Consider the following 14,325-nt stretch of genomic DNA (forward strand, 5'->3'; position numbering starts at 1 on the left):
TTGGCTTCTTGTGCATCGATCTGTAGAATTTATGAACTATTTCACTAACCTTAATCCTGTGAATTGCCAGCGCAAATGCGGATGGAAAAAATTTCGATAGCTGTGCCTTGTGTGCTTTTCTGGTGTGGCCACCGAACCGCCGCGCAACACTTTTTGGTTTACCATGAATTTACCGTTGTATTCACCGAGCGCCCCATCGGCCTTTTGATAACCGGGGTAGGGCAGGTAGGCACTTTCTGTCCACTCCCACCGCTTGCCCCAAGGGAAAAACTGTTGGGCCGCCTCCCACTCGAACTCTGTGGGCAGCCGCAACCCTTTCCACTGGGCATAGGCAAAGGCTTCGTAATACGAAATGTGGGTCACAGGGGCTTCCATTGGTATTCTTTGCAGGCCTTTTGCGGTATAGTGATGCCATTCGTCATCAATGAGGTGCCAGTACAGCGGACATGCAATTTTGTTTTGGTTCACCCAGTCCCATCCCTCGGCATGCCAGAGGTCGAAGCGTTGGTAGCCTCCGTCATCCAAGAATTTCAAAAATTCCTTATTGGTGACCAGTTTGTTTGAGATTTGATAGGGTTGCAGATAGACTTTGTGTCGCCCAAGCTCATTGTCGTAGTAGAAGCCTTCAGAATCATGTCCTATTTCGTAGATGCCCTCATCCATAGAAATCCATTCCTGTTCGTGGGTTTCTGACGGATGGTCTTCAAAAGTGTCAGAATACTTCGGAAGCAAGGGATTGTTTCCCAAAATATACTTGATATCGGTCAAGAGCAGTTCTTGGTGCTGTTTTTCGTGGTGGATGCCAATTTCGAGCAAATCGTTCAATTCTTTGGATTGCCCATCGCTAAAGAGTTTTTTGATATTTTCTGTGACATAGTTTCTGTACTCATACACCTTTTCGACCGACGGGCGTGACAAGTTTCCTCTGTTTGCGCGAACCACGCGTTCGCCCACTGTTTCGTAATAACTGTTGAAAACGAATGAAAAGTCTTCATGAAAGATTTTGTAGCCCTCGGCATGGGGTTTCAAGATAAATTCTTCGAAGAACCAGGTCGTATGGCCGAGGTGCCATTTCGGGGGGCTCACATCCACAATGGGCTGTACCACATAGTCTTCAATCTCTAGGGGTTTGCAAATGGTTTCAGATTGCTTGCGGGTCTCAATGAAGAAATCGAGCAGCGAATCGGTAAGTATCATAGCACGGTTTTCCTTAAAAATAAAGAAATTGTCCGATACCCATTGACGCAATCGATAGGGTTAACGTTTCTTTTGCTAAAATAAAACCTACTAAAAATTCTTTAGAGATGAAAAGTAATAGGAATTGAATAAGGCACCTTGACTGGCACACCATTTTGCTTACCCGGAACCATTTTGGGCAAGAGTTTGATAATTCTTACAGCCTCCTTCTCCAGTATGGGATGTGGCCCGCGAGTTCTAATATTTTCAGCTTCCCCATCTTTATTTATGATAAAGATAATGGCAACCTTGCCCGATAATTTCTTTTCAACAGCCTCTTTCGGATAGCGAAAATGTCTTTTGATATGATTTTGCATTTGTTGCTGAAAACATTTCCTGGCCTCTTGTTCATTCAATCCTTCACAGCCCGGAAATCTTGGTATTTCCTCAATGGTTCCACCAGAATATTTTTTGTCACTTTCTAAAGGAGTGAACACATTTTCTGCCCTTGGGTTGACCAAATACATGAAATTCAAGATGTGCCTTGATACGATTGGTGGCTTTTTTCTGTTGGAAACCGATGTGAAACGCAAATCAAGAAAAATTTGTTCAACTGCGTTTCCCAATTTTTTATCAAGTTTCCGGTTTTTAATAGAAAACCAGCTTTTTCCCTCAATTATTTGAAGATTTTCATCAACTTCAAAGTTCGCCATTACACCCAAGGTGTCTTTTGAGTGTTTGGTGATGATTTTTTTATTTTCCTCTAAAAAGGATAGTATTTTGTTTTGCATATGTTTATATAGGCATTGAGCTTCATTATCGGCATCTGTACAATTTTCAATCATCAATTGTTCTTGTGGAAAGTACTCAATGCTATCCTGACCATAAGAAAGCATGTTGAACCCTAAGAATAATCGACAAAACTTCAATCGCATAGGTGATGATTATACAGCTACGGCTGCCTTTATATGCGGGTGCGGGTCATAGTTGAGCAAAGTGAAGTCCTCGAATTTGAAATCAAAAATACTTTTGACCTCGGGGTTCAGCACCATGGTGGGCAGGGGCCGTGGGTCACGGCTCAACTGTAGTTCTACCTGTTCTAAATGGTTGGTATAAATGTGGGCATCGCCAAAGGTGTGTATAAATTCACCGGGTCGATAGCCGCAGACCTGCGCCATCATCATGGTCAAAAGGGCATAACTGGCAATGTTGAAAGGCACGCCCAAAAACACATCGGCACTGCGCTGGTAGAGCTGGCAGCTTAGCCTGTCATCGGCCACATAGAACTGAAAAAAGGCATGGCAGGGCGGCAGTGCGGCCTTGCCATTGGCTACATTTTCAGAAAAAGACTTTGAGGTATCGGGCAATACGCTTGGGTTCCATGCCGAGACCAGCATACGACGGCTGTCGGGATTGGTCTTGAGGGTTTCGATAATTTGGGTTATCTGGTCGATTTCCTCACTGTTCCAGTTGCGCCATTGGTGCCCGTAAACGGGTCCGAGATTACCATTTTCATCGGCCCATTCGTTCCAGATACGTACCCCGTTCTCTTGCAGATATTTAACATTGGTGTCGCCGTTCAAGAACCAAAGCAATTCATGGATAATGCTTTTTAAGTGCAGTTTTTTGGTGGTGACCATAGGAAATCCTTTCTGAAGGTCAAAGCGCATTTGGTAGCCAAAAACGCTGATTGTTCCCGTACCGGTACGGTCGTTTTTTGGGGTTCCGTACTGTAGAATATGCCTTAATAAGTCGTGGTATTGTTTCATGGGCCTCTCCCTCCGCCCTCTCCAAAGGAGAGGGAACTTTATTTGTTTTTAAAAATCCCTAAATTATAAAATGAACCTATTAAGTAGGTCACGATCATACTTCAGTTATTAAATAATTATCAACGAAAATTTAGCTCCCCCTTTGGAGGCTGGGGGGTTATCCCAAAATCATTCCGGCTATGGTAGCAGACAACAATGAGGCGATGGTACCGCCCAAAAGGGCTTTCATGCCAAATCTTGAAAGATTTTTCCGTTGCCCCGGGGCCAAGCTGCCAATACCCCCGATCTGTATGCCGATAGAAGCAAAATTGGCGAAGCCGCAGAGCATGTATGTAGCCATGATGATGCTTTTGTTGTATTTAAAGTGCAGGGCGCTGTCTACATTCTTGAGTTCGGCCAATTGTATGTAGCCCACAAATTCACTGGCGGCCAATTTGATGCCCAATAATTGCCCCATTAGGGTAATGTCTTCTTTGGCAACACCTATTAGCCACATAAGGGGCGCAAAAATGTAGCCCAATATCAGTTCCAACGATAGGGCGGCATAGGGAGTGTTGGTGGCTATCCATCCATTTAAGTTGCCAATACTGCCCAATTTCAGAAACCCATAGTTGATCATGGCTATAAAGGCCACAAAGACCAATAGCATGGCCGCAACGTTAGCTGCCAATTTTAGCCCCTCGGTAGTGCCCGTGGCCATGGCATCGAGCAAATTGGAACCGATTTTCTGTTTGGAGACGGTAACATTTTCATCAATGGCTTCCGTTTGGGGCAGCAGTATTTTTGAGATAACCACGGCACCAGGTGCTGCCATGACCGATGCAGCCAATAGGTGGCGGGCAAATTCGAGGCGTAGGGCCTCATCGGTTCCTCCTAAAAACCCTATGTAGGCGGCCAGTACACCACCCGCCACGGTGGCCATTCCGCCGATCATGACAAGCAGAATTTCTGATTTGTTCATTTTTTCAAGGTAGGCCTTGATCATGAGGGGAGATTCGGTCTGGCCCAGAAAAATATTGCCTGCGACACTGAGACTTTCGGCCCCTGAAATCTTCAACAACTTGGTGAGCGCCCATGCCAAGCCCTTGACCACCTTTTGGATTATGCCCAGATAAAACAAGACCGATGTAAGGGCCGAGAAAAAGATAATGGTCGGCAATATCATAATGGCAAAGGTGACCAAAGGTTCTTCAATCTCATTGGTGGTGAACGAGCTGAACAAAAACTTGGTGCCCGCTTCGGTGAAGGTCAACACTTTGTTGAAGGCTTTGCCCATAATGGTGAAGAAGGTGCGAATAAAAGGAATCTTCAACACGCCGATGGCCAACAGAAACTGGGCAGAAAGGCCCAGCCCCACCGTTCGCCAATTGATGGCACGACGGTTTGAGCTGAACAGGTAGCTAATGGCGATAAGCACTAACATACCGAGCATGCCGCGCCACAGCGAACTGAACGAAAAGCCTTGGTTGGGCACAATTCGGTCTTTCGGCGCCACATCGTTTATCGTGGTGGCATCCACTATGGGGTCTAAGGCGGTTTGTGGAATTGTATCTTGGGAAAAAAGTGGAACGGAAACCAGTAAAAGCAATACGGTAAAACCTAGCAATCTTTTTCCCATAGGGTATTTGGTTATTTTCTCTTTGAGATTTCGTCGCGTAATTTGGCCGCTTTTTCGTAGTCTTCGTTGGTTACGGCCTTATCAAGTTCTTTATGGAGTTCCTCGAGGGTCATTTCTCGAAAACCTTCGGTGCCGGTCGATTCGATCTCAACGGTCTCCCCCTCTTGCAAGATTTCGTCGACCACAATACTGTCATCACTCTCTTCCTCTTCTTTTTCTTTGGATGAGAACTTAAGAAAGATTCCAGCTTTGTCCAATATCGTTTTGTAGGTAAAAATAGGCGCGTCAAACCGTAGGGCCAGTGCAATGGCATCGCTTGTACGGGCATCGATGATTTCCTCAATTTTGTCACGCTCGCAAATGATGCTTGAATAGAATACCCCATCGACCAGTTTGTGGATGATGACCTGCTTGACCACTATATCGAAACGATCTGCAAAATTTTTGAAAAGGTCGTGTGTCAACGGCCTAGGTGGTTTTATCTCCTTTTCAAGTGCAATGGCTATTGATTGCGCTTCAAAAGCACCGATTACTATGGGTAGCTTTCGGTCGCCATCGACCTCGTTCAAAATTAGGGCATAGGCCCCATTTTGGGTTTGGCTATACGATATTCCCTTTATTTGTAGTCGTACTAAACTCATATATCCCTCTCAAATCAAAAAAGACTGCTCAAATAGGCGGCTTTGCCAACTATCTGAGCAGCCCCTCGAAAGGACAAATTAACAAAAATTAAGCGTTTTGGGCTTTAAATTCCTTTAATTTTTCGATGAGTTTTGGCACTACTTCAAATGCATCGCCCACGATACCATAATCTGCCGCTTTAAAGAACGGAGCCTCTGGGTCGTTGTTGATGACCACTTTAGTTTTTGAGGCGTTGACACCGGCCAAATGTTGAATGGCCCCAGAGATGCCAATGGCAATATAGAGGTTGCTTGCAACAGGTTTACCAGTTTGGCCCACATGTTCACTGTGGGGCCTCCATCCCATGTCTGAAACAGGTTTAGAGCAGGCGGTGGCGGCACCGAGTACTTCGGCCAATTCTTCTATCATGCCCCAATTTTCGGGCCCTTTTAGTCCACGGCCTCCAGACACTACGATATCTGCATCGGCAATGGTGACCTTGCCTACCACTTTGTCAACTTCGATTGATTTGACCGAAAAATCGGCATCGCCCAGTGTAGGGGCAAAGCTTTCAACCGAAGCGGAAGCCTTGATCTCGATAATGCCGAAGGCATTGTTCGACACCCCAATGATGGCCGTTTCGGCGGTGATTTCGGTATGGGCAAATCCTTTGTTGCTGAAAGCGGTGCGTTTCACTACGATAGGTGCCGTATTTTCGGGTGCGGCCACCACATTGGGCACATAGCCAGCATTCAGCTTTGCGGCCAAGACACCACCCAAATATTTGCTATCGGCACTGGAACTGATGATGATTACCTTTGCCCCCTCAGCTTTGGCCGCTTGGGCAATACTGTTGGCATACGCCTTGGCGTTGAAGGTCTTTAAATTGTCGTTTTCAACGTTCAAAACCTTTGTGACACCATTATTGCCCAGAGAGGCGGGGTCTTCTGCATTGAAACAGATGGCCGTGGCCGAACTTCCCATTTTTTGCGCTACCGCATGGGCATAAGAAGCGACCTCAAAGGCATTCTTTTTGAACTTTCCGTTGTAAGATTCTGTATATACGAGTACTGACATGGTTTCTAATTTCTAGTTAAGCTCCAAATTCAATGCTCCAATAAAAAAATATTTGGGATTTGGAATTTGATATTTCGAATTTATATGACTTTAGCTTCGTTATGCAAAAGAGTTACCAACTCGCCCACATTATCAGGGTCTACCAGTTTAACAGGTCCTTTTGGGGCTGGTTTTTCAAACTTCTTGTCGATGGTCAAAGAAGGTGCATCAACTGGTTCGACCACGTTCAGCTTTTTTTGGCGGGCCATCATAATGCCCCTCATATTGGGTATACGAAGATCACTTTCTTCAACGAGCCCTTTTTGGCCCCCAATAACCAGTGGCAAAGAGGCCTGTAATGTCTCTTTTCCCCCGTCAATCTCTCGAATGGCCGTGGCTTGGTTGCCCACGATTTCTAGGCCAATACAGGTGTTTACGAAGTTCATGTCAAGCAGGCTGGCCATAATGCCCGGTACCATGCCACCGTTATAGTCAATGGATTCGCGTCCGGCGATGATCAGGTCATATCCGCTATTTTTGACCACCTCGGCCAACTGACGTGCCACAAAATAACCATCTGTAGGCTCGGCATTGATACGGATGGCCTCATCTGCCCCAATGGCGAGTGCCTTGCGAATGGTCGGCTCTACCGAGGGACCGCCAACAGTGGCAACATGAACCGTTGCACCTTGTTTTTCTTTGAACCACATGGCCCTGGTAAGGCCAAACTCATCATTTGGGTTGATAACGAACTGAACACCGGTTGTGTCAAATTTGGTGTCATCGTCGGTAAAATTGATTTTTGAGGTGGTATCGGGTACATTGCTGATGCAGACCAATATCTTCATAGTGCTAAAAATTTAATCGATAATCGATATTTGAAATATTCCGGAGCTTGCTTCGAAATTTTTAGTGTGTTTCTTTTGCTCATCCAAGGGGTATCGCCCCAAGATAATTTTTGCAGCCAAATATAGCCATAAAATCCTTAATTTACTATGCACGCATAATAAAAATTTGTTCTTTTTTTAAAAGATGCTTCCTGCCCTTTCCTAGATAATTTCCTATTTTTGCTTGCATTTTTTAAGAAACTCCATTCCGAAAAAAGTATATGAAAACACTACAGTTTAGGGAGGCCATCGCAGAGGCCATGTCAGAAGAGATGCGCAGGGATGAATCCATTTATCTTATGGGCGAAGAAGTGGCCGAATACAACGGTGCTTACAAGGCCTCAAAGGGGATGTTGGATGAGTTTGGGCCAGAGAGGGTGATCGACACCCCGATTTCTGAACTTGGTTTTGCCGGTGTCGGCGTAGGGTCGGCTATGAACGGCAACCGGCCGATAATAGAGTTTATGACCTTTAATTTTTCGTTGGTGGGCATCGACCAGATCATAAACAATGCCGCAAAGATTCGTCAAATGTCAGGTGGTCAATTCGATATACCAATTGTTTTTCGTGGACCTACTGCATCGGCAGGGCAATTGGCCGCGACCCACTCACAAGCATTTGAAAGCTGGTATGCCAACTGTCCGGGGCTAAAGGTGGTGGTGCCCTCGAACCCCGCTGATGCCAAAGGCTTGTTGAAATCGGCCATTCGTGATAACGACCCGGTCATTTTTATGGAGTCTGAGCAAATGTATGGCGATAAGGGCGAGGTGCCCGAGGGGGAGTATACCATTCCGCTCGGTGTGGCTGATATCAAACGGGAAGGCTCGGATGTGACCATAGTTTCTTTCGGAAAAATCATAAAAGAAGCCTACAAGGCGGCCGATGAGCTTGAGAAAGAGAACATCAGTTGTGAGATCATTGACCTAAGAACAGTGCGGCCAATGGACCATGAAACCATTCTGAACTCGGTAAAGAAAACGAACCGAATGGTGATTTTGGAAGAGGCCTGGCCCTTTGGCAATGTTGCCACTGAGATAATCTACCATGCACAGGACAAAGCTTTTGATTATTTGGATGCACCCATTGTAAAGCTGAACACGGCCGACACTCCTGCACCCTACTCACCCGTTTTGTTGGAAGAGTGGTTGCCCAATTACAAAGATGTGATCAAGGCTGTTAAGAAAGTGTTATATAAAGACTGACGATTGATTTGTAAGGTATCTTAGCCTCGCCGACCAATGTTGGCGAGGCTTTTATTTCAAAGGAACAGTTTTTGATAAGAAGATACCCTGAAACCAATCTGACCTTACACCCAACGGATGTTTTCGAACGTTCTTAGTGGTACTACATATCAAAACATGACCAGAATCTTTGTTCTTCTGATGTTTTTCCCTCTAATGTGCTTGGCCCAGACCAAAGCGGGCGGTGTCGTGGTCGATGAATCTGGCTCGCCTATTGCTTTTGCCAATGTCATTTTCAAAAATTCGTCTGAGGGCACCATTACTAACGACAATGGGCGGTTTTACATTGAATCGGATGCCACTTACGATGCGCTGGTTGTTTCGTATATAGGATATGAGACCACTGAAATACCCCTGCCCCAGAAGGTCAACTATGATTTGGAAATTGTGCTTTCCGAGGCCGCCGAACAATTGCAAGAGGTAATAGTGTACACGGGCAAACAATCGAAAAAGAACAACCCTGCCGTAGAGATCCTCAAAAAGATATGGGCAAAAAAGCGTATAAATGGGCTTAGGAAGTTTAAAAGCTACCAGTACGATAAGTATGAAAAGGTCGAGTTTGACCTGAACACCATTGATAGCGCACTCATAAAGAGCAAAGTTTTCAAAGGACTGGAGTTCATTTTCAAAGACCTCGATACATCTCGTATTACAGGTAAAACATATCTGCCCCTGTTCTTGAACGAGGTTTTTTCAAAAGTATATGGCGATAACCGGTACGGAATCGAAAAAGAAGACGTGCTGGGTAACAAAAGTTCTGGTTTTTCGGGCAACCAGGCCATCACGGCCTTTGTCGAAGATTTGTACTCCGACTATGACATTTATGATAACTACTTAAAGTTTTTCGATAAGAGTTTTACCAGTCCGCTTTCAAAAACCGGTGTTGACGTTTACAATTATGTGATGTCAGACAGCATGTTTATAGACGATAAATGGTGCTATCACATCATCTATTACCCCCGTAGAAAAAATGAGCTGACGTTCAAGGGCGATTTTTGGGTGAACGATACCACTTATGCGGTCAAAAAAATAAATCTGGAGGTCACCAAAAGCGCAAATATCAATTGGGTGAAGGAGATTTACATTGAACAGGATTTTGAAGTGGTCAACGATTCGGTCTTTCTTTTGAAGAGGGATTATATGCTCAGCGATTTTGCTTTTTCAAAAAAGGAAAAATCCCGCGGGGTATACGGCAAGCGCACCACCGTATATGATAATTACCAATTTGATTTGGAAAAACCCAAGAAATTCTATGAGTCAGGGTCTGATCCGTATGACCCCCGTGTCTTTGAACGCGACAGTGTTTTTTGGCAAAACGCCCGTCTCGAGAGCCTTAATAAAGATGAAGAAGGTATTTTCAAGCTGCTCGATACCCTGAAAACGGTGCCCAAGTTCAATACCTATTACAATATAGTGAGCGTACTGGGTTCGGGTTACATCGAAATCGACAAGTGGAACATCGACATTGGTGATGTTTACAGCACTTTTGGAATCAACGATGCCGAAGGCATTCGGGTTCGTGGTGGTGCCAGAACCTATTTTGGGCAGAACGATCCCTGGCGCTTAGAGGGGTATATGGCCTATGGTTTTGACGACAAAAAGTTCAAGCATGGTTTCTCGGCCAAGTTTTTGATCGACAGAAAAAGTCGTTTGATCATTTCTGGCGGTAACCGCAGGGATATTGAGCAATTGGGCCTCAGCCTTACCGCGACCAATGATGTGTTGGGCCGCAGCATTGCCTCTTCATCGTTGGTGTCAGTTGGTGCCAACAACCGCTTGAGCAATATCAACCTCTCGACGCTAAATGTTGAGATGGAACCGCTGCCCAATTTTCGGTTTAGGATTGGAGGGTCATTTAGAACCTTAAGCTCTGCCCTGCCAGAAGCCTTCAGTTTAGAATATGTTGACCCTACCTCCCCAACGGGTATTTCCTCTGAAATCAAACAGTTCGACATCAACACCACCCTCGTTTACACCCCCGGCAAACGAACAATCGGTTATGGGGTGGAACGGCGCGATGTGAATGAAGACTACAGTACATTGGTGTTGAACTACACCAAAGGACTGGACGGATTTTTAGAGAGTGATTTTGAATACGAGCGGTTACAGTTTTCATATACCCAACCTTGGCAGATAGGCGGTTTCGGGCGGTTGTTGAGCACGGTTGAAGTGGGCAAGACATTCGGTCCCGTACCCTTGGGCCTGTTGAGCGTAATACCGGGCAACCAAACGGTCTTTTCCCTTTACAATACCTTTCCGAACCTTGATTTCTACGAGTTCGTCACCGACACCTACGCCACGGTACACCTAGAACACAATTTCAATGGCCGTATATTTTCGCGAATCCCTTGGTTGCGAAAGCTGAACCTACGTGAAATTGTGGGGCTAAGGGGCGCATGGGGGTCGCTTTCAGATGAAAATATCGCCTTGAGCTCGCCGACCAATATTCCCTTGGCGGCTCCTGAAGATCGGATTTATTGGGAGTATTCGCTGGGTGTAGGCAATATTTTTAGAATTTTCCGAATCGATTTCAACTTTCGTGGCAATTATTTGGATAATCCGAACGCAAGGGCCTTCGGTGTTACCGGATCGTTCGGATTCAGTTTTTAAGATAATTTTTGTCATTCACCAAAAGACAGGTTGCCACTTTAACCTTTAAAGGATTGAATTTAAATTAATTTAGGTAATGATATATTTATGTAACCCACATTAAGAGTTTTTTGGTTTCTTAAACTTATATCGATACATTTCTCCAATCCCAAACCCTAAATCAGTTGTTTTTTTAAACTCAATTAGTTCAGGTGAAAACAAATGAGGCTTATTTCCTTTTTCAAAGCTCACTTGAAATTGCTCCATGCAAATCTTCTTGACCTCATCAAAAGGCTTATGGGAAATGATACGAAATTCATATAGTTTATCCCCTACCTCGTCACTAACTCCATTTACGATTGTTTCAACCCTAAAGTCTTCTTGAAATTCAACAAATGCCATTTCAAATTCTTTTTTCACTTCTGACAACCTGAAGGGAGTAATTCCCGTAATCAAATCTATCAAAATCCTTCCTTACCAAAGTCCAGTAACTAGGGAATTTTTTACCCTTCATTGTGTCACAGGCCCTTTTTAGGCTTCCAAATATGCCCCTGACTTTCGAGTTTTCGAGTATCACGTAATATTTCATGCTTAAATATACAAATAAATGTCGTAATATTTGCATTTTGATCCAAAATGTTGTATATTGAGTATGTGTTTATAAGCAAGCTATTATGTGTGCAAAGTCAAAAAATATTAGGGATTTCGATAGTCTTTTCGAGTTATTGGATTATTTCAGTACAGAGGAAAAATGTATTGAGTACTTGGCTAAAGTCCGTTGGAACGGTGGCGTTGAATGCCCTTATTGCGCCAATGACAAAGCTTATCGCCTAAGAACTGGCAGAAAGAACTGGAAATGCTCAAAATGCAGAAAGCAATTTAGTGTCCGTGTCGGTACAATCTTCGAGGATAGCAAAATCAGTCTAAGAAAGTGGTTTGTCGCAATCTATCTAGTAGCGGCACACAAAAAAGGTATTTCTTCACACCAACTTGCAAAGGACATCAAAGTAACCCAAAAAAGTAGTTGGTATATGCTACAAAGGATAAGAGAATCATTTGAACCTGAAAAGAAAGTTTTTGACAGGGATATAGAGATTGACGAAACTTGGGTCGGTGGAAAAGAAAAGAACAAACACATGAACAAGCGCACCAAAGGCACACAGGGAAGAAGCCCAAAAGTCAAGACCCCTGTACTCGGTATTTTGGAGCGTGACGGCTTGGTCTATGCCATTCCCGTTGCTGATACAAAGGCAAATACATTGTTGCCGATTATTGGTTCTAAGGTCAAAAAAGGCTCAAAGGTATATACCGATGAATGGAAAAGTTATCGTAAATTAGGTGAAAACTACGACCATTCATTTATCAAACACTCCGCAAACCAGTATGTTGACGGTTCTGTCCATACGAACAACATTGAGAATTTTTGGTCGTTGATGAAAAGAGGGATTGATGGTATTTACCATCATGTAAGCGACAAACATTTATCAAGATATGTCAATGAATACACTTTCAGGTACAATAACAGGAAAATGACCGATGGTTCAAAATTTGATGTATGTTTGGCAAATGCTAATCAAAGATTGACTTACAAAAGCCTAACCAAGTAAATCATGCCAAGTCAAAATCTCAAAATAAAATTTGAAGGACAGGGAATTAGTCTTGGCACAATAAGTTCAAATGAATTAGCCGATGTTCTATCCTCTTATGAATCGGCTCTAATTCATACAATACTCAAAGATAACCCTGAATTAAAAGATGCCCCTGTTTTTGTAAGTCTTATAAGTGTCAAAGAGGGCAGTGCTGAATACTTTCTTAGCCCTACCCATGAAGAGGTTACCCTTGCTGCCGCAGACAGAATCAATACAGCCATAAAGGAGAGAAAAACAAACACTTTGCCTTACAAGACTGTTGAAAGCCTCAATTCAATATGGAAATTTACTTATAGGAGAAACTGTAAAGCAGTGCTGAACGGATCGAGCAATATTCAATCTGTCGAAATAAACCCTGATTGGGAAATCAAAATAGACGAAACCTTTTACTATAAAGGTGAGACAACAATATATGGCATTCTTGAAAGGGTTGGTGGGTCTAAACCGAGAATTAGAGTTAAGTTAGATGATAATCAAGTTGTCTATTCTGACGTACCATCTGAAATGGCAAAAATACTTGCAACTAGGCTATACGAATCAGTTGCGTTGAAAGGTTTTGCCAAGTGGAGAATAGATGACTATGCCATTGAGGAATTTAAAGCACTAGACTATGTTCTGATAGAGGATTTGCCCTTAAAAAAATCAATTGAAGAACTTGGAAATGTCATAGGCAAATATTGGAAGAAAATTTCTTCTCCCGATGATTATTTAAACAATTTGAGATACCAAGATTAGTATGAAAATAGTTTGCCTTGACACACACATATTGATTTGGGGCATTAAGAAACAATATTCAGTAGGTCAAGAAGACAAAGTAGAATTGGCGGGTAGATTTTTGGATTTCTTAGAAGAAGAAAAAATCTTGGTTTATATACCCGTGCCGATTATATCAGAACTTTTAGCCCCAGTCGATCCAAGTGACTACAATGCCTTCTTAGAAGTTATACATAAGCGTTTTCGGGTAATACCCGTAGATGAAATAGCAGCAATTGAGTGTGCTAAAATATGGCACTCAAAAAAAGACGATGAAGAACTAAAGAAGTATCGTGAGGAAAACGGGATAACAAGAGAGAGAATGAAATTTGATTTTCAAATTGCTGCCGTAGCAATCACTCGTAATTGCGAATGCATTTACAGTGAAGACCCTCACATCAAAAAATTTGTGGGTGATTTGATAGATGTGAACAACATACCTGAAATTCCTGACAAAGTCGAAGAAAATCCCAATAGCCAAGTAACACTATTTGGAGATAGTCCACTTTATCCAGAAACTGCACCTTATGAAAGCGAAGAAGAATAAAAAAGACCCTCTAAGACCAAAAGAGGACGTTAGAATTGAAGATAAGTCTAAGGGCTTCTTAAATACTTTGGAAAAAGTTGTGAAAAACAATAAACATCCTAAAATTCTATTTGATTTTAACGAGTTTGGTGTGATTCGAAAAGAAGAGGTGAAATCACTTCCTAAAGAAGTTCAAAAACACTACATCGAAATATTTTCTTATTTATCAAAGGTGCTTTCCCCCAATCAAGAAGTTAAGGTTAATTACCCTAAAAGCAAAGAAGTCTTTATTGACGAGTTTGTGAACATTGAAGATGCTCAATTAAAAATCATAAGAGAGCAAATATATGACTATGTAATTTACGACAAACCTCTTCCTTGATTTCACATTGGGTCACACAAGTATATCATTGCCTTAATTTAATTTCTAAGTGATGGAA

At 43.1% G+C, this 14,325-nt stretch carries 14 protein-coding genes; 6 read left to right on the top strand and 8 right to left on the bottom strand.

The genetic code is table 11. The features are described from left to right. Positions 1–36 precede the first annotated feature (36 nt). The 7 genes from egtB to VC82_RS10075 form a co-directional block, all read right to left on the bottom strand. Positions 37–1,197: an ergothioneine biosynthesis protein EgtB gene (gene egtB, locus VC82_RS10045; RefSeq protein ID WP_045802256.1), complete on the bottom strand. Its 1,161-nt coding sequence runs from the start codon at positions 1,195–1,197 to the stop codon at positions 37–39. A gap of 101 nt (positions 1,198–1,298) precedes the next feature. Next, on the bottom strand, positions 1,299–2,111 hold the full coding sequence (locus VC82_RS15275) for an energy transducer TonB (protein ID WP_245615883.1): 813 nt from the start codon (positions 2,109–2,111) through the stop codon (positions 1,299–1,301). 9 nt (positions 2,112–2,120) lie between these two features. Next, positions 2,121–2,945, bottom strand: a complete 825-nt coding sequence (locus VC82_RS10055) for a thymidylate synthase (protein WP_045802257.1) — start codon at positions 2,943–2,945, stop codon at positions 2,121–2,123. A 157-nt stretch (positions 2,946–3,102) separates the two neighbouring features. Continuing rightward, positions 3,103–4,563: a NupC/NupG family nucleoside CNT transporter gene (locus tag VC82_RS10060; RefSeq protein ID WP_045802258.1), complete on the bottom strand. Its 1,461-nt coding sequence runs from the start codon at positions 4,561–4,563 to the stop codon at positions 3,103–3,105. A gap of 11 nt (positions 4,564–4,574) precedes the next feature. Beyond that, a complete protein-coding gene (locus VC82_RS10065; RefSeq protein ID WP_045802259.1) occupies positions 4,575–5,204 on the bottom strand; it encodes a bifunctional nuclease family protein in 630 nt (209 codons plus the stop codon). Positions 5,205–5,292: 88 nt separating this feature from the next. Further along, on the bottom strand, positions 5,293–6,261 hold the full coding sequence (locus tag VC82_RS10070) for an electron transfer flavoprotein subunit alpha/FixB family protein (protein WP_045802260.1): 969 nt from the start codon (positions 6,259–6,261) through the stop codon (positions 5,293–5,295). Between the two features lie 80 nt (positions 6,262–6,341). Beyond that, positions 6,342–7,088 carry an electron transfer flavoprotein subunit beta/FixA family protein gene (locus VC82_RS10075; protein WP_045802261.1) on the bottom strand — a complete coding sequence of 249 codons (747 nt, stop codon included), beginning with the start codon at positions 7,086–7,088 and terminating at the stop codon, positions 6,342–6,344. Positions 7,089–7,348: 260 nt separating this feature from the next. Here VC82_RS10075 and VC82_RS10080 point away from each other — a divergent pair, with 260 nt between their 5' ends. After that, complete coding sequence (locus VC82_RS10080) at positions 7,349–8,329, top strand: pyruvate dehydrogenase complex E1 component subunit beta (RefSeq protein WP_045802262.1); 981 nt, start codon at positions 7,349–7,351, stop codon at positions 8,327–8,329. A 156-nt stretch (positions 8,330–8,485) separates the two neighbouring features. Then, positions 8,486–10,978, top strand: a complete 2,493-nt coding sequence (locus tag VC82_RS10085; RefSeq protein WP_045802263.1) for a DUF5686 family protein — start codon at positions 8,486–8,488, stop codon at positions 10,976–10,978. Between the two features lie 99 nt (positions 10,979–11,077). On the opposite strand, the gene VC82_RS10090 is transcribed toward VC82_RS10085, so the two are convergent. Next, complete coding sequence (locus VC82_RS10090; protein ID WP_157518051.1) at positions 11,078–11,422, bottom strand: hypothetical protein; 345 nt, start codon at positions 11,420–11,422, stop codon at positions 11,078–11,080. A gap of 209 nt (positions 11,423–11,631) precedes the next feature. Between VC82_RS10090 and VC82_RS10100 the strand changes: the two genes are divergently transcribed. Genes VC82_RS10100 through VC82_RS10115 form a run of 4 tightly spaced genes read left to right on the top strand, consistent with a single transcriptional unit; the run spans position 11,632 to position 14,267 of the window. Continuing rightward, complete coding sequence (locus VC82_RS10100; protein ID WP_045802266.1) at positions 11,632–12,564, top strand: IS1595 family transposase; 933 nt, start codon at positions 11,632–11,634, stop codon at positions 12,562–12,564. Positions 12,565–12,567: 3 nt separating this feature from the next. Next, complete coding sequence (locus VC82_RS10105; RefSeq protein ID WP_045802267.1) at positions 12,568–13,341, top strand: hypothetical protein; 774 nt, start codon at positions 12,568–12,570, stop codon at positions 13,339–13,341. Position 13,342: 1 nt separating this feature from the next. Beyond that, positions 13,343–13,906 (top strand): type II toxin-antitoxin system VapC family toxin, encoded by a 564-nt coding sequence (locus tag VC82_RS10110; protein WP_045802268.1) that lies wholly within the window; start codon positions 13,343–13,345, stop codon positions 13,904–13,906. Beyond that, positions 13,887–14,267 carry a hypothetical protein gene (locus VC82_RS10115; protein ID WP_045802269.1) on the top strand — a complete coding sequence of 127 codons (381 nt, stop codon included), beginning with the start codon at positions 13,887–13,889 and terminating at the stop codon, positions 14,265–14,267. The genes VC82_RS10110 and VC82_RS10115 overlap by 20 nt, the downstream gene beginning before the upstream one ends. The last annotated feature ends 58 nt before the right edge of the window (positions 14,268–14,325 follow it).

Origin of the sequence: Flagellimonas lutaonensis, from assembly GCF_000963865.1 — a bacterium.
In the GTDB taxonomy this organism is placed as follows: Bacteria; Bacteroidota; Bacteroidia; order Flavobacteriales; family Flavobacteriaceae; genus Flagellimonas_A; species Flagellimonas_A lutaonensis.